The organism is Achromobacter insuavis (assembly GCF_902859645.1).
Classification (GTDB): Bacteria; Pseudomonadota; Gammaproteobacteria; order Burkholderiales; family Burkholderiaceae_B; genus Achromobacter; species Achromobacter insuavis.
In genome coordinates this window covers 49,583-74,226 of sequence record NZ_CADIJR010000012.1, presented here as the reverse complement: position 1 = coordinate 74,226, position 24,644 = coordinate 49,583, and the positions used below count along the sequence as shown (strand labels likewise).

Sequence of the window (24,644 nt, the reverse complement as noted above, 5' to 3'; positions counted from 1 at the left end):
ACACCAGCCTTGATTCTGTCAAGGCTGGTGCGGATTATTGTGAAGTTCTGAGAGTAAATGCCATGTCCACTACACCGAGCCTGCAAATTGCCGGACGCCGCATCGGCGTCGAAGAGCCTCCCTATGTGATTGCTGAACTGTCGGCCAATCACAACGGCAAACTCAATGTTGCCCTGCGGATCATCGAGGAAGCGTGCAAGGCCGGCGCCGATGCGGTGAAGCTGCAGACCTATCGTCCAGACACAATCACCCTGGACTGCGATACCGACGATTTCCTGATCCACGGTGGCCTGTGGGATGGGCGCAGCCTGTACGACCTGTACCAGGAAGCGCATATGCCCTGGGAATGGCACGCCCCCTTGTTCGAGCACGCCCGCAAACTGGGCATCAGTATTTTCAGTTCGCCGTTCGACACTACGGCCGTCGATCTGCTCGAAGACCTGAACGCGCCGGCCTACAAGATCGCGTCTTTCGAAGCGATCGATCTGCCGCTCATCAAGTATGTGGCGGGCACGAAAAAGCCCATGATCATCTCGACCGGCATGGCTGACGCCGAAGAGATACAGGAGGCCGTCGATGCCGCCCGCGAGGGCGGTTGCACGGAGCTTGCGATTCTGCACTGTGTCAGTGGCTATCCCGCCCCTGCCGCCGACTACAACCTGCGCACCATTCCGGACATGATGCAGCGCTTCGGGTTGGTGACGGGCTTGTCGGATCACACGCTGGACAATACCACCGCGATTACCAGTGTTGCGCTGGGCGCCGCGATCATCGAGAAACACTTCACGCTCAATCGCAGTGGTGGTGGACCCGACGACAGTTTCTCGCTGGAGCCTGCGGAAATGGCTCAGTTGTGCCAAGGTGCGCGGACCGCTTGGGAGTCGTTGGGCAAGATCGATTATGGCCGGAAATCCAGTGAGCAGGGCAATGCCAAATTCCGTCGTTCACTCTATTTCGTGCGAGACCTGAAGGTTGGCGATCTCGTCTCGGCGGATGCCGTGCGCAGTGTGCGGCCCGGTTTCGGGCTCGCGCCCAAACATCTGGAAGTCCTGATCGGTAGCCGGGTCACTCGGGACGTGCATTACGGAATGCCTGTGGACTGGAACTCGGTCGACGTGGCGCCTCGGGACTGATTGAGCCGCGGATCTATGCGTATTGGTTATGCAAGCATCTACAGCTGGCGCCCGCATGTAGAGCATCTTTACTATCTAGCCGGCATCATGCGCGATGCTGGCCATTCGGCTTCGTTCCTGGCTTGCGACGGCAATTTGAGTGGTTGCTATCCAAAGGCACTGCATCCACAGCGCAGCGCGCTGATGCATTGTCTGCGATGCCGGGCCGGCAATATCCGTTCGTTTGCTGGCCAGCATGTCTGTTCTATCGGGTCATTTGCGGACAGCGGCGTGCCGTTTTCCGAGGACGCTCATCATGGCGCGCTTTCCAGCGCCAGCACGCTGGGCCGTTTTGAATCGAAGGCGGATTTCCAGAGCCCGGAATTCCATGCGATCGCTCGCAGTCTGGAGGACGGCACGCAGAAAGCCTATTCTGCTGCACTGCGCTGGATCGAGCGGGAGCGGCTCGAGGCCGTCTGCTTGTTTAACGGGCGCATGGATGCGACTCGTGCTGTCCTCGAGGCGGCGCGTAGCGCCGGCATTCCCTTTGTCAGTCTCGAGCGGACCTGGTTTGGCGACGGCTTGCAGCTTCTGCCGAACGAGAACTGCTTGGGCCTGAGGACTTTGGGAAAAATGATGGCGCAATGGCGCGATCGTCCACTCACACGCAATCAGGCCCTGCGCGCCGTGCGTCATGTGGCTGCGCGATTCTTGCGCCGCAATGACAAGGAGTGGCGTGCCTATAACGTTGCGGCTCGGACCGTGGAATGGCCGCAAGCCGAATCGGCCCGCCGCATTCTGTTGGTGCCGGGCAGCTACAACGAATTTTGGGGGCACCCGGATTGGGTGTCGAAATGGTCAGAGCAGACGGCTGCCTATGATGCCCTGATTGACCGGTTCGATCTGCAGCCCTCTGAGCTGGTGTTGCGCTGCCATCCGAACTGGGGTGAAAGGATTGGCACGGCGGATGGCAGCAAAGCGGAGCGTTACTACACGGATTGGGCAAACCGTAGGGGCGTGCACTGTATCGCCAGCACGGACACGGCCAGTACTCTGGGTCTGATCGAGCGCAGCGATGCCATCGTGGTCGCGGGGGGCTCCGCCGCGCTGGAAGCGGGCATGTTGGGCAAGCAGGTCATTGCGATGGGGCCATCGATCTATCAGCAGGCGGGCTTCCAAAGTGATGCAATGTCGCCTGCTGCGCTGCAGGCCATGAGCCTGCTGCCGGCGTCGAATTTCAGCGAGCGCGCCCATATTGCCCGCCTGACTTTGCGCTTTGCCTACACGATGATCTATCGCGCACCTCAGTACGTGGATTATGTACGCAGTATCACCGCCACCCGCTACGAATATCGGGAGGGTGCGGATGCCGGCCGGTTGGTCGACACGTTCCGTCGTGGCGCTCTTTCCGCCGATGATGCCACCCATGCGGACAATGAAAGCGGCGAAGATGAGGTGCTGGCGATGGTTTCGCGGCGCGAGTGGGAGGAACTCAATGCATTGGGAGACGGCGTTGAGCAACTACCGGCAGTCCCACGCCTGGTTCATCGCCGTTGGATGTTCCGCCCGATAGACATTATTCGCGACGCGTTCCCGCGTGGCGATCGTTGAAGACGAAGATGAAGAGAGTCCTGCACTCCTTGCGTTATGGCGCCCTTGCTCGCATTTGGCCTTGGCTTTCGTCGACGATGGTGCGGCTGGGCGGCCCGAGAGTGGCAGCCTACCTGAGCTACTTGAGTATTGATTGGGGGGCGATGACGCGGGAGCGGACTGTCCTTTGTCTGTCTCGTGAGTCGTTCGTGAAGGACGTGGTGGAATTGCGCAAACGTTCGTCCTTCAACTATCCAATGGTGATGGGGGGGTTCACCCGATTCCAGATGGCATGGACGCCAACTGCCATGCAGATCCAGACGTTCTACCAGCGCCAGATGGCCGACAATCCACGGGCATTGCGGCAGAGCACTGCCTATGCGCGTCATCTGGTCCGTCTTGTCGGTCGTAAACAGCGGGTGGATGCGATCCTGTCCGCCAACTTCGACTATTGGCAGGACAACGGGTTCAAGCAGGTCGCCAAGGAATTATCCATTCCGTTTCTGGTGCTTTCGCGCGAGCATCCTGTCGTACCCAAGGTATGCGCCGAGGTGATTCGCTGGTATCGCGAATCCGGGTACCGCTTCGAGGGGACCGCCATGGCCGTAGCAGGAAAGTCCACTCGTGATGTCACGTTGGCTGTTGGCACGGTCTGTCGGCCCGACCAGATCACCATCACAGGCCTTCCCCGCTATGACGCGTGGCAGGATGTGGACACGTCGCTGCCGGTGGCCGAGCGGCCCTTGGTCACGCTGCTGACCTTCACCGAAGGCTATTATGCCGACCAGACCTTCAAGGAAGTGTTGAAGCTGTTTTGCGAGGCAGCCGTCCTATATGGCCGGGGCGGCCTGGATTTTCTGGTCAAGACGAAAGATGTCAATGATTCGGTGGCGGTGCGCAGGATCATGACTGAGATGGGGCTGGGGGGGGTGCGCTGCGGTCACGAGCTGAATCTCTTCGACGTACTTCCCAAGTCACGCCTGGTGATCAACTACAACTCGCTGTCACTGGTGGAAGCGGTGATGGCGCGTGCGAGTTCGGTAATCCCCGCTTGGGGTGAATGCATGGACCGTGGCGACGAGGTCATGTATCCGGCTGACCGGGAAGTCATCTCCCGGGTCGTGGGGTTCGCGCGCTCGCCGGCTGAGCTGTTGGCGATGATCGAGGCCAGCGTACGTGGCCAGACGCCGCCGATTCCGGCTACCTACGTCCGGGAGTTTCTCGACGAGTACATCCATGTGCCGGACAACGGCAGCTACAGCGCCGAGTTTGAACGCTTCCTGACCGCTTACATCGGTCTAGCCAAGCCAGATAAGGTCCTGAAGGCAAACGCGTGAATTTCAGAAGCGTATCGATCTATCTGGTGTTCAATGTCCTGTCGGCAGTCGTGCCGATCATGGCGTTGCCGATCCTTACTCGCTACCTGACGCCGGAAGATTACGGGCTGTTCACGATCTTCACCATCGTCAGCATGTTCGCGGGCAATGCATTTCGGCTCGAACTGAACATGGCCTTGAAGCGTGAATACGTCGAGGCACCGCAGAAGTTCTCGCCCTACGTGAGCAGTGCGACGGTGTTCTCGACCTTCATGATGGTGCCGTATGCGCTGGTGGTTCTGCTGCTTTGGCCATTCTTTGACAGGTTCTATGGCATTCCCTGGCATTGGCTGTTCCTGATCGTGTTGCTGGTGTATTTTCGGTTCAACAGTATGGTGCTGCACCACTTGTGGCAGATCACCAATCGGGCTCTGCCGTTCGGCATCTGGGCGTTGACTTCCAATATCCTGTCTTATGGGCTGGCGATATTGTTTATCTTTGCAGTGGGCGCAGATTGGCGCGCCCGGGCGTGGGGCGAATGGATTGCAGCGATGGTTGCGTTCCCCGTGGCTATTTACTACCTGCGGAAGCAATACCAATTGCGCTGGTCGTTCGACCCGGCGTTGATGAAGAAAATGCTGCGGTTCAGTCTGCCGTTGCTACCCAGTGGCTTGATGAGCTATGTATTCATGGTTTCCGATCGCATGTTCATCGCGGAGTTCAGCGGCGCTCATGAGCTGGGCCTGTACAGCGTGGCACTGCAACTGGCTGCAGCTGCGGGTCTGGTGTTCAGCGCGGTGTTGCCGGCCTGGGAATCATGGGTTTTCACTAGCCTGGGCCCGATTGATGGCAGGGCAATTAGGCGAATTGGCCTGCGCCTGTTGGGGATATTTGCTGGCATGTGCGTGCTGGTCCTCATCCTGCCCGGGATCCTCGGATTCATGATGCCCTATTTGACGTCCAAAGATTTTGCCCCGGCACAAGTGTTCCTGTTTCCCTGTCTGCTCGCGACGGCTTGCACCGGTATGTTCAATATGATTTCCGCGGTCTTGATTTTCATGCGGAAGACGGTGGCAATTGCGTATATAAATGCCGGTATGGTCATATTCAACTTCGTATGCCTGTATATTTTCGTGTCCAAGTGGGGAGCGGCGGGGGCTGCCTATGGCTTGGCGTTGACATTCACGATCGGGAGCGCGGTGTTGTTGTGCTGCATAATCAGATTCAGAAAGCGGCAGGCTTTGCAAGCGGAATCACTCACATGAGCGCGACGATGCCTGCTGGCGTGTGGGACTCATGCGCATGAATGTGAACATGCAGAGCATCTCTCCGAGGGTGTTCGTCATGCGCGCGTCGATTCTGTACGCGCTTATGGGGATCATCCAGCTGCTGCACATTACCTTTGTTGCCGAATTCGATATCCGCAGCCTGTTGGTTCTGGAAGGAACGGTGACGCTGGGCATGATTCTGCTGTTGCTCAGCTATTTGAGAATGAGTCAGAGCATGGAGTGGCCCGCATTTAATCAGCGGGTCTTCAAGTGGCTGTTCCTGAGCACTTTCGTTATCACGTTTGTATGTAGCCGGTTGCCTTACATTTTTGTTTTCCTTGAAAAAGGGTTGTACCTGACTCGGCTGGACACGTCGGTCGGCGGCGGTGGATGGTATTCCGCATTTTCGATCCTTTTTTATCCGCTGTGCATCCTGCTCGCATTCATCGATATACCCAGGAGAAAATACTACGGATATGCGGTGTTGATGTTTGCTGTCATCTCGGTGGACTTCATCATCCTAGGTACTCGCAACGCGCCATTTTTCGTATTGCTGTTTCACCTTCTGATGCTCCGGGTGAGATTCTTCCGAGTCAGGTCGATCTGCTGCCTGGTGGCTCTGGCGATCTTCATGGTGGTGCTGGTCGACTACCAGACTCGTGGTCGTTCCGCCGACGTGCTGACCGTGGGCTGGGATTGGGTGGCGACCATCCGGTATTCCTGGATTTTCGACAACATGCCGATTCCATCGGACGTGGTGTCGTCGACGAACGAGGTGTTTCCAGTGCTGATGCCCTTGATTTACCTGGTGCAGTACGTCACGCACTCGATGGCTGAGTTCGGTGTCGTACTGGAGCATGGCGCGATCGGTATCTTCGGATCGGGGTTGTATTTTGAAGATCAGGTTTGTCTGCTGTTGGCGTGCGATCGTCAGGCGATTCAGGATGCGATCTTGCAGATAAATCCTCGCGCGGGAACGTATCAGACACTGTACGCGTCGCTGTTGCTGGATTTCGGATTTATTGGAACTCTGATCCTGATTCTGTTGCTTGTCATCTACCTGTTGAGCGGGAGGAAGAACGGCCACGTATCAGGATTCGTGGTGTATATCGTGATGGTGGTGTTGGTTTCGGGTATCGACAATTACATCTATAACGGACTGGGTGTGTGGCGCTTCGGCGTCTTTGTAGCGCTTTGGTATGCACTGTCTCGGCGCGGCGGCGGGTTGACGACGTGGCCGGTACGATCTGGCAACGAGCTGTCAGGTCATTGAATATGTGGAGCTGATGTGAAAAAAATATTGGTTACTGGTGGTTCTGGGTTTCTCGGGTCACACCTATGTGAGCGTCTCCTGGCGCAGGGCAACGAGGTGTTGTGCGTCGACAATTTCTTCACGGGTTCGAAGCAGAATATCGTTCATTTGTTCGCCAATCCGTATTTCGAATTGCTGCGCCACGACGTGACGATTCCTCTCTACGTGGAGGTGGATGAAATCTACAATCTGGCATGCCCCGCTTCGCCGGTGCATTACCAGTTCGATCCGGTCCAGACGCTGAAGACCAGCGTGCATGGTGCCATTAATATGCTGGGTCTGGCCAAACGTCTCAAGGCGAAGATCTTCCAAGCATCGACTAGCGAAGTCTATGGTGATCCGGAAGTCCACCCGCAGAGTGAGAGCTATTGGGGTAGGGTCAATCCCATCGGAATTCGCTCGTGCTACGACGAAGGAAAGCGTTGCGCGGAGACGCTATTCTTCGATTATCACCGTCAGCATGCGCTCGATATCAAGGTGGCGCGGATTTTCAACACGTATGGTCCCCGGATGCACCCGAACGATGGTCGGGTGGTTAGCAACTTCATCGTGCAGGCGTTGAAAGGCCAGGACATCACAATCTATGGCGAGGGCCAGCAGACACGCAGCTTCTGCTATGTTGACGATCTGGTGGAAGGTTTCATCAGTTTGATGAACTCGCCTGACACGTTGACGGGCCCCGTCAATCTTGGGAATCCGGGCGAATTCACCATTCGCCAATTGGCCGAAAAGGTACTGGAATTGACCGGTTCCGCTTCCAAATTGGTGTTCAGACCATTGCCGCAGGACGATCCGCAACAGCGCCAGCCGGATATCTCGCTAGCGCGTGAAAAATTGGGCTGGACGCCTACGGTCGAACTGGAATCGGGCCTAGTCAAGACGATCGAATACTTCGACAAGCTGCTGGTGGCCGAAGCGGGCGGGGCGGTTTGAATCCATGCCTATCGTGAATGCCAACCGGGTCTCCATCATTACGCCAGCCTACAAGGCGGCGTTGATCATCGGAGAGACGATCGAATCTGTATTGGCCCAGACATATACGGATTGGGAATTGCTGATCGCGGAGGACTGTTCGCCCGATAATACGCGGGACGTCATCCGGGAATGGGAGAAAAGAGACTCACGAATTAAGCTGGTGTCCATGCCTGCCAATGGCGGGCCAGCTATGGCGCGAAATGCGGCGCTGGCCCAGGCAACAGGCGGTTGGATTGCTTTTCTCGACAGCGATGATCTCTGGCTACCCGAAAAGCTGGAGCGCACGTTGGCGCACGCCAAGGCGAATGGTTCGGTGTTGACCTATACCGGCTTCCGCCGCATTTCAGCTGACGGCGCTCAGACCGGTAAGCAGGTTCATGTGCCTCGCACGCTGTCTTACCGCTCATTGCTGGGCAACACAGCGATTGCGACTTCGACGGTCTTGCTTGACCGTGTCGAGCTGGGTGATGTGCGCATGAGGAAAACCTACTATGACGACTTCGATTGCTGGCTGCAGATACTGAAGCCTGGGCGTCTCGCCCACGGCTTGGACGAGGATCTGATGCGCTATCGCGTCATGAGCCAATCGGTGTCACGCAACAAGCGGCGTTCGGCAATGCATGTCTGGCGAGCCTACCGGGACCTTGAAAAACTCGGTGTGGTGGCATCGGTCTGGCATTTCAGCCAATATGCGCTGAGGGGTTTGCTGAAATACCGTCAATTCTGAGTCGCCATGGATACGAGCAGGATACTGGTTACGGGTGGGACCGGCTTCGTGGGTCGGCGGGTGGTACGCGATCTGTACGAAAGCGGGATACCGCTGCGATTGTTGACCCGCAGGGCCGTGACTGATCCACGTGTCGAGGTTTGCAACATCCCTGACATGGCGGACGATGCCGCGCTGGCACGGGCAATGGTTGGCGTGGATGTGGTCTGTCACTTGGCCGGGCGGGCTCACGTTCTTGGTAAAGCGCCGGCGGATCATGAAGCCCAGTTCGAAAGCGTGAATGTCGATTGGACACGTCGCCTGGCACAAGCCGCGTTCGAGGCAGGGGTTCGTCGGTTCGTGTTCGTCAGCTCCATCGGCGCGGTGGCGACCTATAGCGTTCCGGGTGAGCCATTACACGAGGGCAGCCCCTGTCAGCCCACGACACCGTACGGCAGGTCGAAGCTCAAGGCCGAGGGCGAGTTGGCAGATATCGCGCAGCGTCATGGCGCCGAACTCGTAGTGGTGCGTCCGCCGCTGGTTTACGGCCAGGGCGCGCCGGGCAACATGGCTCGCCTGGCTCGTTGGGTGAATGCCGGCATTCCGTTGCCACTAAGCAACATTTCGAATCAGCGCAGCCTGATTCATGTGGATAACCTATCTGCCGTATTGTGCGCATGCATCACTAAGCCGCAAGCTGCGGGTCATGTGTTTCATGTACGGGATGCGCAGGACTACTCCACGCCGGATCTGTTGAGACGCGTGGCGCAAGCGCTGCACCGTCCGGCGCGCCTGTTTCCAGCACCACAGTCGCTATTGCGCGCCGTGGCCAGGGCGGCAGGCCAGGGAGGCTCGTATGAACAGTTGTCAGGATGGTTGCAGGTAGACGATTCGCAGGCTCGAAAGATCCTGGGCTATCAGCCCGCCATCCTGCCATTCGAACTGCTTGATGCCGTTAGTAAATAATAACTTCGCCAATTCCCCGTGAAACGCCTATTCGACTTCTGCTTTGCCGTGTTGCTGTCGCTGTTGCTCGTGCTGCCGGCTCTGGTGGTTTTTCTCGCCGTTCGATTGACATCGCCGGGGCCCGCTCTGTATTGGTCTGACAGGGTCGGTCGCGGTAATCGGATCTTTCGCATGCCGAAATTCCGTACCATGCGGGTGGGCGCACCGACTGTGGCGACGCATTTGTTGCCGGACCCGAAGACACTATTGACACCGATCGGCTCATTCTTGCGGCGCAGCAGTCTGGACGAGTTGCCTCAATTGTGGAGCATCCTGGCCGGAGAAATGAGTTTTGTCGGGCCACGTCCCGCATTGTTCAACCAGGAGGATCTGATCCAATTGCGCACCGAGTACGGCGTGCACGAATTGTTGCCAGGCTTGACCGGTTGGGCCCAGGTTAACGGGCGCGATGAGCTTCCTATCCCTGAGAAGGTCAAACTGGATGCGGAGTATCTGCGCCGGAAGTCAGCCTGGTTCGATTTGAAAATCATCTGGATGACGGCCGCCAGGGTGCTTCGGCAAGATGGCGTCTCACACTAAGCAGGATAGGGACAAGAGATGTTGACTAGCTTGGCCAAACCCATGCTTGGTATGCCGCGTACGGCCAAGCGATTGCTCGCCCTGTCGGTTGATGCCAGCCTCTGTGTGCTTACCACGTGGCTAGCGTTCTATCTCCGCCTCGATGATTGGGTATTGCTGTCCGGGCGGCCGCTCTGGGCCGCGGTTGCATCGATGGCTATCGCCTTGCCCATTTTCATCGTCTCCGGCCTTTACCGCGCCATTTTCCGGTATTCGGGGTTGCCGGCGATGATCGCGGTGCTCAAAGCCATCGTGATCTATGGGTTGGTGTACTCCGCCATTTTCACCGCAGTCGGCGTGAATGGCATCCCCCGCACCGTCGGTCTGATTCAGCCGATCCTGCTGCTGCTGACCGTGGGTAGTTCTCGGGTTATCGCACGATATTGGCTGGGGGGGCTGTACCGTGGCCAGCTGCAACGCAATGCTCTGCGCAAGGCGCTTATCTACGGCGCGGGTTCGGCCGGCCGCCAGCTCGCAGCCGCCATGGCCAATGGTCCTGAAATGCGGGTGGTGGGTTTCCTGGACGATGACGAACGTCTTCATGGCCGGATCTTGAATGGCCTGGCTGTCTATTCGCCGACCGATCTGCCCATGCTGGTCGCGTCACTGGAAGTCGATGATGTTCTGTTGGCGCTGCCTTCCGCGGGACGGCATCGCCGCAACGAAATTCTGCAACGCGTACTGCCGGCCAAGGTTTCGGTGCGTACGTTGCCGAGCGTGACCGATCTGGCCCAGGGGCGGGTCAGCATTGCTGACGTACGGGAACTGGATATCGACGATCTACTAGGTCGGGAGCCGGTGGAGCCTCATCCTGAGCTGCTCGCCCGGAATATCGCGGGCAAGACGGTCCTGGTGACAGGCGCGGGGGGGTCGATTGGTAGTGAATTGTGTCGCCAGATCGTGAATCTTGCGCCGTCTGCGCTATTGCTCGTGGAACAGAACGAATACGCGTTGTATGAGTTGCACCAGGAACTGACCGCCTTGCTGGCAGATACCGGCGGTCCGACATTCAGGCTGGTGCCGTTGCTGGCTTCGGTGCGTGACGAGATCCGCTTGGGCGAAATCATGGCGGCCTGGCGGCCGGATACGGTCTATCACACCGCAGCATACAAGCATGTGCCACTGGTGGAGCACAATCCTGCCGAGGGGGTACGCAACAATGTACTGGGAACGCTGATCGTCGCCAAAGCCGCAATCACCCAGAAAGTCGCTGACTTTGTTCTGATCAGTACCGACAAGGCGGTGCGTCCCACCAACGTCATGGGAGCGACCAAACGGCTGGCGGAAATGGTGCTGCAGGCGCTGGCGGCGGAAGATACGTCGACCAAGTTCTCGATGGTACGTTTTGGCAATGTACTGGGCTCTTCAGGCTCAGTGGTTCCCAAGTTTCGTCAGCAGATCAAGGCGGGCGGCCCGGTTACATTGACGCATCCCGAAATCACGCGCTATTTCATGACCATTCCCGAGGCCGCGCAACTGGTGATCCAGGCCGGCGCCATGGCCAATGGCGGCGACGTTTTCGTACTGGACATGGGCGAGCCAGTGAAGATTGTCGATCTGGCACGACGGATGGTGGAACTGTCCGGCTTGACCATCAGGACGGCGCAGGAGCCTGATGGCGATATCGCGCTTGAAGTCACCGGGCTGCGGCCAGGTGAAAAACTCTATGAGGAATTGCTGATCGGAGATAATCCCGAGCCGACCCAGCATTCGCGCATCATGAAGGCTCATGAAGATTGTCTGCCCTGGCACGTGTTGCAGGGCAAGCTCGAGGAACTGCAGTGCGCCTTGAGAGTGAACGACATTCCTGCGGTGCGTGCATTCCTGCTGGCGCTGGTGTCGGGTTACCGGCCGAATGGCGGTATTGTCGATTGGATACATCTGGAGCGTGGCGCGGAAGGGGACGTTCGCGTGCATTGATACCGTGGCCTGGGGGGTATTACACCGCCCGACAGGGTTGCGCCGATGCCGCATCACGGGTTTGTTGTAAATTCCGAGATTACGCTTTTGGTTCGTCTTCGGATTGATCGGCGCCAGGCCAGTTTCCCGGGGGGGGCCAGCCCGGATCTCTTTAGCTCTTATCGATGCCAACACGCATTCTTCTCGTTCGTACCTCGTCATTGGGCGATCTCGTCCATATGCTGCCAGCAATTTCCGATATTGCGAGGCATGTTCCCGACGCCGAGATAGATTGGATCGTCGAAGAGGCGTTTGCCGAGATTCCGCTGTGGCATCCGGCGGTGAAAGAGGTCATCAAGGTTGCTCATCGCCGTTGGCGCAAGGCTTGGTGGTCAGGGCAGGTGCGGTCCGAGCGCAGGGCGTTGCGGGATCGGTTGCGCGCCAAGCAGTACGACATTGTTCTGGATATGCAGGCCCTGCTGAAGTCGGCCTGGCTGGTACGCCAGGCGCGCGGTGTGCGCCACGGCTTGGACTGGCGATCCGCCCGGGAGCCGTTGGCTTCCTTGTTTTACAACGTGCGGCACCGGGTGGAGTTCTGGCAGCCTGCGGTCATTCGGCAACGCAAGCTGGCGGCATTGACCTTCGGGTATCAACACGGCGGCCTGCCGGATTTCGGGTTGCAGTCTTTTGCACGCCAGGCGGGACAGCCCACCGATCTCGCCCACGTAGTTGGCAGCGAAGGCCTGAATGCCACTGATTTGCCACGACTACACCATCTGGACAATGATCGTGGCTACGCAGTGATCATGCCGTCGGCCAGCCGCGACGATAAACTATGGCCGGAAGAAGACTGGCGGGCGGTATTCCGGCGGTTGCGTGATGCCGGTTGTACGTTGAAATTGTTGGCCGGCAACGAACAGGAAGCCGAGCGTGCCAGATTGCTGGTCGCTGGCATGGACGGTACCGAGGTCATGCCACGTATGGATCTGACCTCCGTTGCTCGCCTGTTGGCGGGAGCGCGCTTGATGGTAGGCCTGGACAGCGGGTTGACCCACCTCTCGGCCGCCCTTGGCCGACCGACCATAGGTATCTATCGTGCGTCCACGCCTGTTCGTACCCCGTTGGTTGGCTCCAACTATACGGCCAGCCTCGGCGATCGCGGCGCTTCGCCTTCACGCGAGGCCGTGATGGCTTCGTTGGAGCAGGCGCTGGCGGCACAGTGATATGAATCGCGCCGTCTACACCCTGGGGTTGCGGGCGCTGGCCCCCCTGATCTGGCTGTGGATGGCCCGCCGCGCCAAGCGCGCCGGCGGCGAATGGCAGATCTTCTCGCCGGAGCGGTTTGGTCGGGCCGCGTCAGGCCGGGCCGCGCTAGGCCGGGCCGCGTCAGGTCGGGCCGAGGCCGGTGGCGCGACAGCGGCCGCCGAAACCGCGCAAGCCCCGGTCTGGGTCCACGCCGTCAGCCTGGGCGAGACCCGCGCCGCGCAGCCACTGCTGCAGGCCCTGCTGGATCGCGGCCTGCCGGTGCTGCTGACTCACATCACCGCCACCGGCCGGGCCGAGGGCGCGCGCCTGTTCGCGGACGCCATCGCCCGCGGCCAATTGCGCCAGGCCTGGCTGCCCTACGATTTTCCCGGCGCCACGCGGCGTTTCCTGGCCGCCGCCGCGCCCCGTTGCGGCATCCTGATCGAGCGTGAGATCTGGCCCAACCTGCTGGCCGCGGCGCGGCGCGCGAAGCTGCCGATGGCGCTGGTGAGCGCGCGGTTCTCGGAATCGTCGCTGCGGCAGGCTGGCCGCATGGGCGGGGTGATGCGCGAGGCGCTGGCGGGGCTGGACCTGGTGCTGGCGCAGACGGCGCCGGATGCCGGCCGGCTGGCCCGGGCCGGTGCGCCGCGTCCCTCCGTGTCCGGCAATCTGAAGTTCGATCTGTCACTGCCCGCGGCCCAGGTCGAGGCGGGACAGGCCTGGCGCGCCCGACTGGGTCGTCCGGTGATCGCCGTGGCGAGCACGCGCGAGGGCGAGGATGCGCCGTTCATCGACGCCCTCAAGCGCCACGCCACGCCCGGCGGGCCGCTGTTCCTGCTGATTCCGCGCCATCCACAGCGTTTCGACGAGGCCGCCGCGCTGCTGGCGCAGGCCGGCCTGGCCCACGTGCGACGGTCATCGGGACAGGAACCCGGCCCGGAGACGGTGGTGCTGCTGGGCGATACCCTGGGTGAAATGGCGTTCTATTACGCCGCCGCGGACGTGGCGGTGGTGGCGGGGAGTTTCGCGCCGCTGGGCGGCCAGAACCTGATCGAGGCCTGCGCCGCCGGGGTGCCGGTCATCGTCGGGCCGCACACGTTCAACTTCCAGCAGGCCGCCAGCGATGCCATCGAGGCCGGCGCGGCGCAGCGCCAGCCGGATCCGGAGCAGGCCGTGACGGCCGCGCTGGCGCTGGTGGCGGATCCCGCCGCCAGGCAGGCGGCCGGCGACGCGGCGCGCGCCTGGTTCGCCAGCCATGCCGGCGCCACGGCGCGGACGATGGAAGCGCTGGCGCCCTGGCTGCGCTGAGGCTGGCGGCCTGTCAGGCCGTCAGGCAGGCTTGCGCGGCACCAGCGTGACCGCGCCGGGGTTCAGTTCCTGGCTGAAACGGCGCGGATCGCGCCCCTCGTCTTCCGGGCGCACGCCCAGCCAGCCCTGGCCGAGCGCGTAGACGCCCAGGTTGGCCAGCAGGATCAGGATGAAGAGCACTCGCATGCCGCGGCCCCGTCAGGCGTTCGCTGCCAGGTTGGCGCGCGCAACGGCGGCCAGCCCGTCCAGAACCGGGTGGTTCAGGTAGATCGGCACCGGCGCGGCGCCGAATGCGCCGCCGGCATCGGCCAGCAGGCGTTCGATTTCCGAGTGCACCTCGGGCCAGCCGCCGCCGGCGGCGAAGATCTGCGGCGTCTGCCCGTAGCGCTGGCGGCCGGCGAGCCACTGGCGCACCACCGCGCCGGCCTGCGCGGCGGCGATGCCGGAGGCGATGGCCTCGTGCGTGTCGGTGGGGTAGGGCACCACCTGGCCGTCCGCGATCGGCAGGTTGGCCGTGCCGTGGGCCAGCGCGTTGCGCATCATCGCCGGGCCCGGCAGGATCAGGCCGCCGGCGAAGACGTTGTCCGGTCCCACGGTGTCGATGGTGGTGGCGGTGCCGAAGCTGGCCAGCAGGAAGGGCGGATGGGCGCCGGGCAGGCGCGACAGCACGCCCAGCAGCGAGGCCCAGCGGTCCGCGCCCAGCTGCGACGGCGTCTTGTAGTGGTTGACCAGCCCCAGGGAGGTGGCCTGCGAGGTGGCCCAGGTCACCGCGCAGCCATGACGCTGCAGGATGGCCGAGATCGCGGCGCCGCGCTCGGCGCCGGCCACGTTCACGCCCAGCGCGCGCGATGGCCGTTGCGGCAGGGCGGCGAGCCAGCGGTCCAGGGCGTCCAGGTCCAGGCCGTCGAAGGCGACGGCGGCCGGCTCGCGCGGCATGTCCGGGCTGCTGGGGTCCAGCCAGCCCACTTTGAGGCGGCTGTTGCCGGAATCGATGAGGATGATCATGCTTGGCGTCGAATCGAGATTTCACCGACCGAGATCGGCATGGCGCCCTGGGGCGTTTGCACCAGCAGGCGGCCCTGGCCGTCGACGCCGCAGGCGGTGCCGCTGAGGACCACGTCGCCCTTGTCCAGCACGTTGACCGGGCGGCCGGCCAGCGCGTCGACCTGGTCGAAGCGCCTGGAAAAGGCGGCGAAACCTTCGCGCTCCAGCGTCCGCACGGCCTCGTGCCAGGCGGTCGCCGCGGCGCAGACCAGGTCCGCGGCGGTGGCGGCATGGCCCGGCGCGTGTTCGGTGACACAGGCCCAGTCGGCGACCTGGCGGCCCAGCGCCTGCGACAGCGCGCCGGCATCGACCAGATTGACGCCCATGCCGATGACGACGGTGTAGCCGGTCTCGCGGCCGCCCGGGTTGCGGGTGGTTTCGACCAGCACGCCGGCCAGCTTGGCGTCGTGCCATTGCACGTCGTTGGGCCATTTCATGCAGAGGCCCTCGGCGCCCGGGCCGGCCACGGCGCGCAGCGCCTCGCAGGCGGCCAGGCCGGCCAGCGGCGACAGCGCCGGCAACTGGGCGGCCGGCAGGTGCACGTCGAAGGCGCACGAGAACATCAGCGCCGCGCCCACCCGGTTCTGCCAGGGGCGGCCGGCGCGGCCGCGGCCCGTTTCCTGCAGATGGGTGCCCAGCAGCCAGGGCTTGCCGGCGCCGGCGCCGGCGCGGGCGCGGGCCAGCAGGTCGGCGTTGGTGGAGCCGGTGCTGGACGTCCAGGCGACATCTTGGAAAGCGGGCAGGCGTGAACCCAGCATCCGCGCGAGATCGTCGGGCGCGGGCAGGTCGGTGGGGCGGACTTGAGCGGACATGGCGCCGATTGTAGGGCACGCGCGGGCCGCGTTCGCGCCGCGTCGTGCGCAGCGTATATGATGGGCGATACATTTTGCATTGCGACCCTGCATTCATGCCGCATTCCGCCCCGTCCGCGTCCACCGCCGCCGCGCCCTTCCGCCAGGAAGCGGGCGTGTGTCACGTCGGGGGCGACTGGAGCGTGCTGGCGCTGGCCGAGCCGGGCGAGGTCGAGCGTCGCCGCGCGGCCATGGCCAAGGCCGCCGCCGCCGGCGTGCGCTGGGACCTGCAGGGCATCAGCCGCCTCGACACCATCGGCGCACTGCTGATCTGGCAGGCCTGGGATGAAAAGCTGCCCGAGCGCGTGCGCTGGTCGGCCGGCCAGCAGGATGTGTTCACCGCCCTGGCGACGAACAAGGGCGGCAAGCAGGCGCCGCCGCGTCCCGAGCCCTCGTGGGGCTGGCTGCGCGCCGTGGGCGATGCCGTGCTGCAGGCGGCCGAGAACGGCCGCGCGCTGCTGATCATGCTGGGGCAACTGATCCTGGACCTGTTCGGCATGCTGCGGCGCCCGTCGCGCGGCCCGTGGCGCGAGATCTCGGCCCAGGTCTACCGCACGGGGGCGCAGGCGCTGGGCATCACCGCGCTGGTGGGCTTCCTGATCGGCGTGGTGCTGTCGTACCTGTCCGCCCAGCAGTTGCAGATGATCGGCGCCGACCGCTTCATCGTGCGGCTGCTCGGCGTGTCGATCGTGCGCGAGCTGGGACCGGTGCTGGCGGCCATCCTGGTGGCGGGCCGCTCGGGGTCGGCCATCACCGCGCAGATCGGCGTCATGCGGGTCACGCAGGAACTGGACGCGATGCTGGTGATGGGCATTTCGCATGGCCAGCGGCTGATCCTGCCGCGGGTGGTGGCGCTGGCCGTGACCATGCCGCTGCTGGTGCTGTGGACCGACGCCATGGCGATCCTGGGCGGGATGCTGGCCGCGCAGGTGCAGTTGGGGGTGTCGGCGCAATGGTTCCTGCAGTCGCTGCCCGACGCCATTTCCCTGACCAATTACTGGATCGGCATCCTGAAGGGCGTGACCTTCGGCATCCTGATCGCGCTGATCGCCTGCCATTTCGGCCTGCGCATCCAGCCCAATACGGAAAGCCTGGGGCGCGGCACCACCACCTCCGTGGTCACCTCGATCACCGGGGTGATCCTGCTGGACGCGCTGTACGCGGTCATTTTCAGTTCGGTGGGCATCTGATGGCCGGCGCCGAGCAACAACGCCTGTTCACCGAAGAGCACGTCACGGTCGCCCCGGTCATCACCGTGCGCGGCCTGCGGACCGCCTTCGGCGACCACGTGGTGCACGACAATCTGGACTTGACCGTCTTTCCGGGCGAGATCCTGGTGCTGGTGGGAGGGTCGGGCACGGGCAAGACGGTGCTGCTGCGGCAGATCATCGGGCTGGACCGGCCGGCGGCCGGCACCATCCGGGTGCTGGGCAGCACGTTGTCGGAACTGACGCCGAGCGAACGCCGGCGCCTGTCGTACCGCTGGGGCATGCTGTTCCAGGCGGGCGCGCTGTTTTCGGCGCTGTCGGTGTACGACAACGTCGCGCTGCCGCTGCGCGAGCTGCGCACGGTGCCGGAGGACCTGGTGCACGATGTGGTGATGTGCCGCCTGGCGATGGTCGGCCTGTCGGCGCAGGATGCCGACAAGCGGCCGTCCGACCTGTCCGGCGGCATGATCAAGCGCGTGGCGCTGGCGCGCGCGCTGTCGCTGGACCCGGAACTGGTGTTCCTGGACGAACCCACGGCGGGCCTGGATCCGCTGCGTTCGGACGAATTCGTGGACCTGGTGCGCAGCCTGCACCGGCAGTTGGGCTTTACCGTCGTCATGGTGACGCACGATCTGGACACGCTGCTCGCGCTGGCCACTCGTGTCGCCGTGCTGGCGGACAAGCGGGTGATCGTTTGCGACACGGTGCCGGAAGTGCTGAAGGTCGACCACCCGTTCATACATACATTCTTCCTGGGCGAGCGCGGCTTGCGCGCGCTCGGGGACATGGCGCCGAAGGGAACGCATCATGGAAAACCGTAGTCACGCGCTCATGGCCGGCATCTTCACGCTGGTCCTGCTGGCCGCCGCTGCGCTGGTGGCCGTCTGGATCGGCCGCGACCGGACCAAACTGCAAACCTATGAAATCATCTCGGCGACCGCCGTCAGCGGGCTCAATCCGCAGTCGACCGTGCGCTACCAGGGGGTGCCGGTGGGCAAGGTGCAGTCGCTGGCGCTCAACCCCGACAAGCCGGGCCAGGTGCGCATCCGCATCGGCGTGGCGCCGAACACGCCGATCACCGAGTCGACCTGGGCCGAACTGGGCGTGCAGGGCGTGACCGGCATGGCCAACGTCGAACTGCGCGACGACGGCAGTTCGTTCAAGCGGCTGGCGTCGACCGAGGCCAATCCCGCGGCGATTCCGCTGCGTCCGGGCTTCCTGGACCGCATCGAGCAGCGCGGCGGACGGCTGATTTCCAACGTCGAAGACGCCACCGAGCAGCTGCGCCGCCTGCTGAGCGAACAGAACGTGCAGGCGCTGACCGCCAGCCTGCAGAACGCCACTGACATCACCCAGTCGTTGAAAGAGGCCAGCCGCGACCTGGCGCCGACCCTGGCCAAGCTGGGGCCGCTGGTCGAGTCGCTGGGCAGCACCTCGCGCCAGGCGGACCGCGCCGCGCGCGAAGTGGCGGATCTGGCGCAACAGGCGCGGCAGTCGCTGGCGCGCCTGAACGCGCCCGACGGCGCGCTGGCCATGGCCACGCGCAGCCTCAGCGACATCGCCTATGCCGCCTCGCGCCTGGACAACGAGACGCTGCCGGCCATCACCGGCATGGCGGCCAGCGTCACCGAGGCCGCGCGCGGCGCCACCTACACCCTGCGCCGCGTGGACAACACGCCGCAATCGTTATTGTTCGGGCCGGCGCCGGCGGCGCCCGGGCCGGGCGAGGCCGGCTTCGCCGGTTTTGGGAGACAGCCGAAATGAAGATGCGTAGCGCGATCCTGATCCTGATCCTGACCCTGGCGCTGGCCGGTTGCGGCGTGGGCCGCGTCGGCGCGCCGCCGGCCGTATTCGATCTGGGCCTGGACGCCCGGCCGGCGCCGCAGCTGCCGGCGCGCGAGCCCATCGCGCTGACGTTCTCGGCGGTGCCGGCGCTGTCCGGCACCGGCGTGATCTGGCGCGTCGGCGACAGCGCCGCGCCACAATCCTATGCCACCTACCGCTGGGCCTCGTCGCCGTCCGACCTGGTGCGCCAGCGCCTGCTCGAGCGTCTGTCGCGCCAGGGGCCGGTGCTGGCCGACCGCGCCAACGGCCAGACGCCGCAGGTGCAGGTCTACCTGTCGCAGTTCGAGCAGGTGTTCACGCCCGACGGGTCGGCCAGCGAGGGCCGTGTGCTGCTGCAGGCGGTGCTGCTGAACGGCCGTGCCGTGGTCGGCCAGCTGCGCATCGCGACGCGGGCGCCCGCGCCCACGCAGGACGCCGCGGGCGGCGTGGCCGCCCTGCGCCAAGCCACCGACGACGCCGCCGACCAGCTGGCGCAATGGCTGGCCACGCAACCGAAGGCCGCGGCCCGACCCGCCGGTTAACATCTTCCTTTTCCACGCAGCACGAGTTTTCCTATGCCCGCAAGCACCCAAACCCACGCCTTTACCGGCGCCGCCGGCCGCATCGACTGCGCGCTGGACTGGCCTGACGGCACGCCGCGGGGCTGGGCCCTGGTGCTGCATCCGCATCCGCTGCAGGGCGGCGCGCGCGAGAACAAGGTGGTGACCACGCTGTCGCGCGCCTGTGTCCAGCACGGCCTGGTGGCGGTGCGGCCCAATTTCCGCGGCGTCGGCCTGTCGGAAGGCGCGTTCGACAAGTCGGTCGGCGAAACCCAGGACATGCTGGCCGTGGTGGCGCAGATGCGCGAGCTGCACCCGGAACTGGCGCAGGCGCCCTGGGTGCTGGCCGGTTTTTCGTTCGGCACGGCCGTGGCCGCGCAAACCTATGCCGCACTGGCCGACCAGGGCGATGCGGTGCTGCCGAGCGCGCTGATGCTGATGGGCCCCGCCGTCAACCGTTTCCAGTCGCACGAGGTCCAGGTGCCCGGCGACACGCTGATGGTGCATGGCGAGGAAGACGAGGTCGTGCCCTTGTCGGAAGCCATGGACTGGGCTCGCCCGCGTTCGATCCCGGTGGTGGTGATCCCCGGCGCGTCGCACTTTTTCCACGGCAAGCTGTTGGTGTTGCGCCAGCTGGTGCAGGCGCACCTGAAGGTCAAGCTTGATTGAGCGGCGCGCCGCGCAATGCGGCGCGTTGCATCAAGTTGCATGTTTTAAATGCCCAAGGAACCCATCCCGGGCCGGACGGGTCTCATCGACTGCCTATAATTGTCAGCCACTTGCCCCGCGCCAGCGGGCGTCTTTCCTGGACCCACGTTGCCGATGAAGAATTTGCCTCACTCCGCTCACTTCCCCGTTGTTTTTGCCCGTCGCGCCTTGGCTGGCGCGGTGTTGTCGGCGATGCTCGCGACGTCGCTGCCGGCCTGGTCCCAGCAGGCGCCCGCCGCGACGCCGGCGGCCGCGGGCGCCACGGCCCCCGCGCCGACGGCAACGGGCGTGGTGCCGGTGGGCGATGTGTCGGCGGTGCCGGCGCCCACCATCGCGGCCAAGGCCTGGATCGTGATCGACGTGAACAGCGGCCAGACCCTGGCGGCGTCGAATCCCGACATGAAGGTCGAGCCGGCCTCGCTCACCAAGATCATGACGGCCTACGTCGTGTTCAACGCGCTCGAAGAGAAGCGCCTGACGCTGGAGCAGACCGTGCCGGTGTCCGAGCACGCCTGGCGCACTGGCGGTTCGCGCATGTTCATCGAACCGCGCAAGCCGGTCACTGTCGATGAGCTGAACCAGGGCATGATCGTGCAGTCGGGCAACGACGCCTCGGTCGCGCTGGCCGAAGCGGTCGGCGGCAGCGAAACCGCATTCGCCTCGCTCATGAACCAGGAAGCCGAGCGCCTGGGCATGCGCAACACCCATTTCATGAACGCCACCGGGCTGCCCGATCCGCAGCACATGACGTCCACGCGCGACCTGGCCACGCTGTCGGCTCACCTGATCACCGATCACCCGCAGTTCTTCCACTACTACAAGCAGAAGAGCTACACCTACAACAAGATCACCCAGCCCAACCGCAACCGCCTGCTGTGGGCCGATCCGTCGGTCGACGGCATGAAGACCGGCCACACCGATTCGGCCGGCTACTGCCTGGTGTCGACCGCGGTGCGCGGCGACCGCCGCATCCTGGTGGTGGTGGTGGGCACCGACAGCGAAGCCACGCGCGCCGAGGAAAGCCTGAAGCTGCTGAACTGGAGCTTCCAGAACTTCGACACGGTCAAGCTGTTCGACAAGAGCCAGCCCGGCATCGACGCCCGCGTCTGGGAAGGCACCGCCGAGAACGTCAAGCTCGGCCCGCCCAACCCGGTCTCGATCGCGGTGCCGCGCGGCAAGGCCGGCGACCTCAAGCCCGTGGCGCAGCGCACCGATCCCCTGATCGCGCCGCTGACCAAGGGCCAGCAGGTCGGCACGCTGCAGTTCACGCTGGACGGCAAGGTGCTGCGCACCGAGCCGCTGGTGGTGCAGGACGCCGTCGAACGCGCGGGCTTCTTCGGCCGCATGGTCGACACCGTCAAGCGCTGGTTCCAGTAAGCGGACGCGCCACGGGCGCGGTCGCGGGTGTAAGCTTTACCAAGAAGGGGCGGGCCGGGTGGCCCGTCCCTATCCATTTGATTCTCAGGAGCGGCTCATGATTCCGGGCGTGCCGGGCGAAAGCCAGGTGTTTCTCAATGGCGAGTTTTTGCGTATCGACGAGGCCAAGATCTCGGTGCTCGATCGCGGCTTCATTTTCGGCGACGGCATCTACGAAGTGGTGCCCGTCTACCGCGGCAATGCCTTCCGCATGGCCGAACACCTGGACCGCCTGGACCGCAGCCTCGCGGCCCTGCGCATCGCCCAGCCGTTCGACCGCGCCGGCTGGATCGACCTGATCGAGCAGCTGCTGGCGCGCTCGAACCTGGACACCTGCATCGTCTACCTGCAGGTCACGCGCGGCGTGGCCAAGCGTGACCACCAGTTCCCGGCCGAGCCGGTCAAGCCGACGGTGTTCGGCATGATCTCGGCCTGGGCGCCGCCGTCGGCCGCGTCCCGCGCGCGGGGGCTGTCGGCCATCACCATTCCCGATGAGCGCTGGCTGCATTGCGAGATCAAGTCGGTGTCGCTGCTGGGCAACGTGCTGGCCAAGCAGCAGGCGGTCGACGCCCACGTCGACGAAGTGCTGCAGTTCCGCGATGGCTTCCTCACCGAGGGCTCGTCCACCAACATCTGGGTGGTCTCCGGCGGCAAGCTGCTGGCCCCGCCCAAGAACAACCTGATCCTGGAAGGCATCCGCTATGGCCTGATGGGCGAGCTGGCGGCCGAAGCCGGCATCCCGTTCGAGGCGCGCCGCATCACCCAGGACGAGGTCGCGCGGGCCGACGAACTGATGCTGTCCTCGGCCACCAAGGAAGTGCTGGCGATCGTGTCGCTGGACGGCCGGCCGGTGGGTTCGGGTAAGCCTGGCCCCGTTTTTGAGCAATTGCGCGCGGGTTATGATGCCCGCATCGCCGCACTCTAGAACGGCCACGCGGGGCGGCCCTGGCGGCCCCCCGCGCCGGCGGCGGGCCTTGCCTGCACGATGCCTGCCCCCATATAGATAGTTTGACGTTCCAGGCCATCCATCATGCATATTCCGCCCGAAGAATCCCTCATCGAGTACCCCAGTGACTTTCCCATCAAGGTCATGGGCAAGCATCATCCGGAGTTCGCGCAGACGCTGACCGAGGTCGTGCTGCGCTTCGACCCGGGCTTCGATGCCGCCACGGTCGAGATGCGGCCCAGCAAGGGCGGCAACTACATGGGCCTGACCTTCACGGTGCGCGCCACCTCGCGCGAGCAGCTCGACAGCCTGTACCAGGCCTTGCACGGCCACCCGATGGTGTCGATCGTCCTGTAAAGGCAAGTGGCTGTGATCAAGTGGCTGGCGCGGCCCGCGGACTACCTGTCCGTGTGGCGGGACATGCAGGCGTACACCGACCAGCGGTCGGCCGAGACGCCCGATGAAATCTGGCTGTGCGAGCATGCCCCGGTCTACACGCTGGGCCAGGCGGGCCTGCCCGAGCACGTGCTCAATCCGGGCGCCATCCCCATCGTCCATTGCGACCGCGGCGGCCAGGTCACGTACCACGGCCCCGGCCAGGTGATGGCCTACGCGCTGTTCGACCTGCGCCGGGTCGACATGTACGTGAAGGAGTACGTGGCCCTGCTGGAATCGGCGGTGATCGACACGCTGGACGAGATGGGCCTGCCCGGCGCCTGCCGCAAGCCGGGCGCGCCAGGTGTGTACGTGGCGCATCCCGAGGGCGGCGACCTGGCCAAGATCGCCGCGCTGGGCATCAAGATCCGCAACGGCCGCGCCTATCACGGCGTGTCGCTGAACGTGGCGATGGACCTGGCGCCGTTCCTGGGCATCAATCCCTGCGGGTACGCCGGCCTGCGCACGGTCGACATGGCGTCCTGTAGCGTGCGGCGCGAGCCCACCGAGGTGGGCGACGCGCTGGCTCGCAACCTGACCCGCTTGTGGCGCCAGGCAAGGACACCCGCATGAAGACAAGCTATACCCCGGCCGACGTGGCCGCGACCACCCCCGAGCAATTGGCCAGCCTGCGCGCCGGGCCGGCGCCGCAATATGCCGCCTGGATCCGCACGGCGGCCGAAATGGGCCTGGTCGAGGCGCAGACCATCTTCGGCCAGATGCTGCTCGACGGCGTCGGCGTGCCTCAGGATCAGGCCGAAGGGCTGGCCTGGTTCAAGCGCGCCGCCAATGCCGACCATCTCATGGCCATCAACATGATCGGCCGCTGCTACGAAAACGGCTGGGGCATCGCGCCGGACGATACCGTGGCGGCCTACTGGTTCCGGCTGGCCGCGGATCGCGGGCTGGACTGGGGCATGTACAACTACGCCCACATGCTCAAGAGCGGCCGCGGCGGCGTGGTGCAGAACCGCGCGGCGGCGCTGGCGCTGTACCAGCAGGCCGCGCAGGCCGGACACGTCAAATCCATCGGCGTGGTCGGCCGCTTCTACGAAACGGGCGACGTGGTCGAGCAGGACCTGGAGCGCGCGTTCGACTGCTACCAGCGCTGCGCCGAGGGCGGCGACTTCCGCGGCATGTTTCACCTGGGCCGCATGCTGCTGCTGCGCGGCGATAAGCGGGAGGCGGCTCAATGGCTGGCGCGTGTTCCAGAGACGGCCACGAGTGCTTTTCTGGTTGAGGCGCACGCGATGTTGCTGGATGCGGGGCAGGACTCCGCGGCGGCCTTTTTCGAGCCTTATCTGAGCGCCGGGGGCGCTCGGCCTTGATGGCCGCGG

The 24,644-nt window shown here is 64.0% G+C and carries 25 protein-coding genes; 22 read left to right on the top strand and 3 right to left on the bottom strand.

What is annotated here, in order from left to right:
- Nucleotides 1–62 precede the first annotated feature (62 nt).
- The 12 genes from pseI (at nucleotide 63) to H0523_RS09340 (ending at nucleotide 14,315) form a co-directional block, all read left to right on the top strand.
- Entirely contained in the window at nucleotides 63–1,133 is a 1,071-nt protein-coding gene (pseI, locus tag H0523_RS09395) for a pseudaminic acid synthase (RefSeq protein ID WP_054430809.1), read from the top strand.
- Nucleotides 1,134–1,148: 15 nt separating this feature from the next.
- Nucleotides 1,149–2,723 carry a hypothetical protein gene (locus H0523_RS09390; RefSeq protein ID WP_054430807.1) on the top strand — a complete coding sequence of 525 codons (1,575 nt, stop codon included), beginning with the start codon at nucleotides 1,149–1,151 and terminating at the stop codon, nucleotides 2,721–2,723.
- Nucleotides 2,724–2,731: 8 nt separating this feature from the next.
- On the top strand, nucleotides 2,732–4,039 hold the full coding sequence (locus H0523_RS09385) for a hypothetical protein (RefSeq protein ID WP_156333389.1): 1,308 nt from the start codon (nucleotides 2,732–2,734) through the stop codon (nucleotides 4,037–4,039).
- Nucleotides 4,036–5,283, top strand: coding sequence for a lipopolysaccharide biosynthesis protein (locus H0523_RS09380; protein WP_054430804.1), 1,248 nt, complete (start codon nucleotides 4,036–4,038; stop codon nucleotides 5,281–5,283). Before H0523_RS09385 ends, H0523_RS09380 begins: the two co-directional genes overlap by 4 nt.
- Before the next feature lie 49 nt (nucleotides 5,284–5,332).
- Nucleotides 5,333–6,559, top strand: coding sequence for a hypothetical protein (locus H0523_RS09375; protein WP_054430803.1), 1,227 nt, complete (start codon nucleotides 5,333–5,335; stop codon nucleotides 6,557–6,559).
- Between the two features lie 15 nt (nucleotides 6,560–6,574).
- Nucleotides 6,575–7,531, top strand: a complete 957-nt coding sequence (locus H0523_RS09370; RefSeq protein WP_054430802.1) for a UDP-glucuronic acid decarboxylase family protein — start codon at nucleotides 6,575–6,577, stop codon at nucleotides 7,529–7,531.
- Between the two features lie 4 nt (nucleotides 7,532–7,535).
- Nucleotides 7,536–8,300, top strand: a complete 765-nt coding sequence (locus tag H0523_RS09365; protein ID WP_054430801.1) for a glycosyltransferase family 2 protein — start codon at nucleotides 7,536–7,538, stop codon at nucleotides 8,298–8,300.
- Nucleotides 8,301–8,306: 6 nt separating this feature from the next.
- Nucleotides 8,307–9,245, top strand: a complete 939-nt coding sequence (locus H0523_RS09360; protein WP_082380326.1) for an NAD-dependent epimerase/dehydratase family protein — start codon at nucleotides 8,307–8,309, stop codon at nucleotides 9,243–9,245.
- 18 nt (nucleotides 9,246–9,263) lie between these two features.
- Complete coding sequence (locus tag H0523_RS09355; RefSeq protein WP_054430800.1) at nucleotides 9,264–9,824, top strand: sugar transferase; 561 nt, start codon at nucleotides 9,264–9,266, stop codon at nucleotides 9,822–9,824.
- Nucleotides 9,825–9,842: 18 nt separating this feature from the next.
- Nucleotides 9,843–11,783: a polysaccharide biosynthesis protein gene (locus tag H0523_RS09350; RefSeq protein ID WP_054430799.1), complete on the top strand. Its 1,941-nt coding sequence runs from the start codon at nucleotides 9,843–9,845 to the stop codon at nucleotides 11,781–11,783.
- Between the two features lie 164 nt (nucleotides 11,784–11,947).
- Nucleotides 11,948–12,985, top strand: coding sequence for a lipopolysaccharide heptosyltransferase I (gene waaC / locus H0523_RS09345; RefSeq protein ID WP_054430798.1), 1,038 nt, complete (start codon nucleotides 11,948–11,950; stop codon nucleotides 12,983–12,985).
- A 1-nt stretch (nucleotide 12,986) separates the two neighbouring features.
- Entirely contained in the window at nucleotides 12,987–14,315 is a 1,329-nt protein-coding gene (locus tag H0523_RS09340) for a 3-deoxy-D-manno-octulosonic acid transferase (RefSeq protein WP_054430797.1), read from the top strand.
- Nucleotides 14,316–14,336: 21 nt separating this feature from the next.
- Here the strand turns inward: H0523_RS09340 and H0523_RS09335 are convergent, their stop codons facing one another.
- Genes H0523_RS09335 through H0523_RS09325 form a run of 3 tightly spaced genes read right to left on the bottom strand, consistent with a single transcriptional unit; the run spans nucleotide 14,337 to nucleotide 16,171 of the window.
- Complete coding sequence (locus H0523_RS09335) at nucleotides 14,337–14,501, bottom strand: hypothetical protein (protein ID WP_006391936.1); 165 nt, start codon at nucleotides 14,499–14,501, stop codon at nucleotides 14,337–14,339.
- 12 nt (nucleotides 14,502–14,513) lie between these two features.
- Nucleotides 14,514–15,320, bottom strand: a complete 807-nt coding sequence (locus tag H0523_RS09330; protein ID WP_054430796.1) for a type III pantothenate kinase — start codon at nucleotides 15,318–15,320, stop codon at nucleotides 14,514–14,516.
- Entirely contained in the window at nucleotides 15,317–16,171 is an 855-nt protein-coding gene (locus H0523_RS09325) for a biotin--[acetyl-CoA-carboxylase] ligase (RefSeq protein WP_054430795.1), read from the bottom strand. The genes H0523_RS09330 and H0523_RS09325 overlap by 4 nt, the downstream gene beginning before the upstream one ends.
- Before the next feature lie 95 nt (nucleotides 16,172–16,266).
- Here H0523_RS09325 and H0523_RS09320 point away from each other — a divergent pair, with 95 nt between their 5' ends.
- The 10 genes from H0523_RS09320 (at nucleotide 16,267) to H0523_RS09275 (ending at nucleotide 24,635) form a co-directional block, all read left to right on the top strand.
- Nucleotides 16,267–17,400, top strand: a complete 1,134-nt coding sequence (locus H0523_RS09320) for an MlaE family ABC transporter permease (RefSeq protein ID WP_054430794.1) — start codon at nucleotides 16,267–16,269, stop codon at nucleotides 17,398–17,400.
- Nucleotides 17,400–18,239 (top strand): ABC transporter ATP-binding protein, encoded by an 840-nt coding sequence (locus H0523_RS09315; protein ID WP_054430793.1) that lies wholly within the window; start codon nucleotides 17,400–17,402, stop codon nucleotides 18,237–18,239. The genes H0523_RS09320 and H0523_RS09315 overlap by 1 nt, the downstream gene beginning before the upstream one ends.
- On the top strand, nucleotides 18,226–19,182 hold the full coding sequence (locus tag H0523_RS09310; protein WP_054430792.1) for an MlaD family protein: 957 nt from the start codon (nucleotides 18,226–18,228) through the stop codon (nucleotides 19,180–19,182). The genes H0523_RS09315 and H0523_RS09310 overlap by 14 nt, the downstream gene beginning before the upstream one ends.
- Nucleotides 19,179–19,784: an ABC-type transport auxiliary lipoprotein family protein gene (locus H0523_RS09305; RefSeq protein WP_054430791.1), complete on the top strand. Its 606-nt coding sequence runs from the start codon at nucleotides 19,179–19,181 to the stop codon at nucleotides 19,782–19,784. The genes H0523_RS09310 and H0523_RS09305 overlap by 4 nt, the downstream gene beginning before the upstream one ends.
- Nucleotides 19,785–19,817: 33 nt before the next feature.
- Nucleotides 19,818–20,471, top strand: coding sequence for an alpha/beta hydrolase (locus H0523_RS09300; protein WP_054430790.1), 654 nt, complete (start codon nucleotides 19,818–19,820; stop codon nucleotides 20,469–20,471).
- A gap of 153 nt (nucleotides 20,472–20,624) precedes the next feature.
- On the top strand, nucleotides 20,625–21,887 hold the full coding sequence (locus tag H0523_RS09295; RefSeq protein ID WP_156333390.1) for a D-alanyl-D-alanine carboxypeptidase family protein: 1,263 nt from the start codon (nucleotides 20,625–20,627) through the stop codon (nucleotides 21,885–21,887).
- A gap of 97 nt (nucleotides 21,888–21,984) precedes the next feature.
- Complete coding sequence (locus H0523_RS09290; RefSeq protein ID WP_054430789.1) at nucleotides 21,985–22,851, top strand: D-amino acid aminotransferase; 867 nt, start codon at nucleotides 21,985–21,987, stop codon at nucleotides 22,849–22,851.
- A gap of 105 nt (nucleotides 22,852–22,956) precedes the next feature.
- Nucleotides 22,957–23,229: a YbeD family protein gene (locus H0523_RS09285; protein WP_054430788.1), complete on the top strand. Its 273-nt coding sequence runs from the start codon at nucleotides 22,957–22,959 to the stop codon at nucleotides 23,227–23,229.
- Between the two features lie 12 nt (nucleotides 23,230–23,241).
- Nucleotides 23,242–23,880, top strand: a complete 639-nt coding sequence (lipB, locus tag H0523_RS09280) for a lipoyl(octanoyl) transferase LipB (RefSeq protein ID WP_054430787.1) — start codon at nucleotides 23,242–23,244, stop codon at nucleotides 23,878–23,880.
- Nucleotides 23,877–24,635 (top strand): tetratricopeptide repeat protein, encoded by a 759-nt coding sequence (locus H0523_RS09275; protein WP_054430786.1) that lies wholly within the window; start codon nucleotides 23,877–23,879, stop codon nucleotides 24,633–24,635. The genes lipB and H0523_RS09275 overlap by 4 nt, the downstream gene beginning before the upstream one ends.
- Nucleotides 24,636–24,644: the final 9 nt, after the last annotated feature.

What these genes read in the sequence shown, in the direction of transcription:
- pseI (WP_054430809.1), top strand. Translation starts at nt 63, where the DNA reads ATGTCCACTACACCGAGCCTGCAAATTGCCGGACGCCGCATCGGCGTC.
- H0523_RS09390 (WP_054430807.1), top strand. Translation starts at nt 1,149, where the DNA reads ATGCGTATTGGTTATGCAAGCATCTACAGCTGGCGCCCGCATGTAGAG.
- H0523_RS09385 (WP_156333389.1), top strand. Translation starts at nt 2,732, where the DNA reads ATGAAGAGAGTCCTGCACTCCTTGCGTTATGGCGCCCTTGCTCGCATT.
- H0523_RS09375 (WP_054430803.1), top strand. Translation starts at nt 5,333, where the DNA reads ATGCAGAGCATCTCTCCGAGGGTGTTCGTCATGCGCGCGTCGATTCTG.
- H0523_RS09365 (WP_054430801.1), top strand. Translation starts at nt 7,536, where the DNA reads ATGCCTATCGTGAATGCCAACCGGGTCTCCATCATTACGCCAGCCTAC.
- H0523_RS09360 (WP_082380326.1), top strand. Translation starts at nt 8,307, where the DNA reads ATGGATACGAGCAGGATACTGGTTACGGGTGGGACCGGCTTCGTGGGT.
- H0523_RS09350 (WP_054430799.1), top strand. Translation starts at nt 9,843, where the DNA reads ATGTTGACTAGCTTGGCCAAACCCATGCTTGGTATGCCGCGTACGGCC.
- waaC (WP_054430798.1), top strand. Translation starts at nt 11,948, where the DNA reads ATGCCAACACGCATTCTTCTCGTTCGTACCTCGTCATTGGGCGATCTC.
- H0523_RS09340 (WP_054430797.1), top strand. Translation starts at nt 12,987, where the DNA reads ATGAATCGCGCCGTCTACACCCTGGGGTTGCGGGCGCTGGCCCCCCTG.
- H0523_RS09335 (WP_006391936.1), bottom strand. Translation starts at nt 14,501, where the DNA reads ATGCGAGTGCTCTTCATCCTGATCCTGCTGGCCAACCTGGGCGTCTAC.
- H0523_RS09330 (WP_054430796.1), bottom strand. Translation starts at nt 15,320, where the DNA reads ATGATCATCCTCATCGATTCCGGCAACAGCCGCCTCAAAGTGGGCTGG.
- H0523_RS09325 (WP_054430795.1), bottom strand. Translation starts at nt 16,171, where the DNA reads ATGTCCGCTCAAGTCCGCCCCACCGACCTGCCCGCGCCCGACGATCTC.
- H0523_RS09320 (WP_054430794.1), top strand. Translation starts at nt 16,267, where the DNA reads ATGCCGCATTCCGCCCCGTCCGCGTCCACCGCCGCCGCGCCCTTCCGC.
- H0523_RS09315 (WP_054430793.1), top strand. Translation starts at nt 17,400, where the DNA reads ATGGCCGGCGCCGAGCAACAACGCCTGTTCACCGAAGAGCACGTCACG.
- H0523_RS09310 (WP_054430792.1), top strand. Translation starts at nt 18,226, where the DNA reads ATGGAAAACCGTAGTCACGCGCTCATGGCCGGCATCTTCACGCTGGTC.
- H0523_RS09305 (WP_054430791.1), top strand. Translation starts at nt 19,179, where the DNA reads ATGAAGATGCGTAGCGCGATCCTGATCCTGATCCTGACCCTGGCGCTG.
- H0523_RS09300 (WP_054430790.1), top strand. Translation starts at nt 19,818, where the DNA reads ATGCCCGCAAGCACCCAAACCCACGCCTTTACCGGCGCCGCCGGCCGC.
- H0523_RS09295 (WP_156333390.1), top strand. Translation starts at nt 20,625, where the DNA reads ATGAAGAATTTGCCTCACTCCGCTCACTTCCCCGTTGTTTTTGCCCGT.
- H0523_RS09290 (WP_054430789.1), top strand. Translation starts at nt 21,985, where the DNA reads ATGATTCCGGGCGTGCCGGGCGAAAGCCAGGTGTTTCTCAATGGCGAG.
- H0523_RS09285 (WP_054430788.1), top strand. Translation starts at nt 22,957, where the DNA reads ATGCATATTCCGCCCGAAGAATCCCTCATCGAGTACCCCAGTGACTTT.
- H0523_RS09275 (WP_054430786.1), top strand. Translation starts at nt 23,877, where the DNA reads ATGAAGACAAGCTATACCCCGGCCGACGTGGCCGCGACCACCCCCGAG.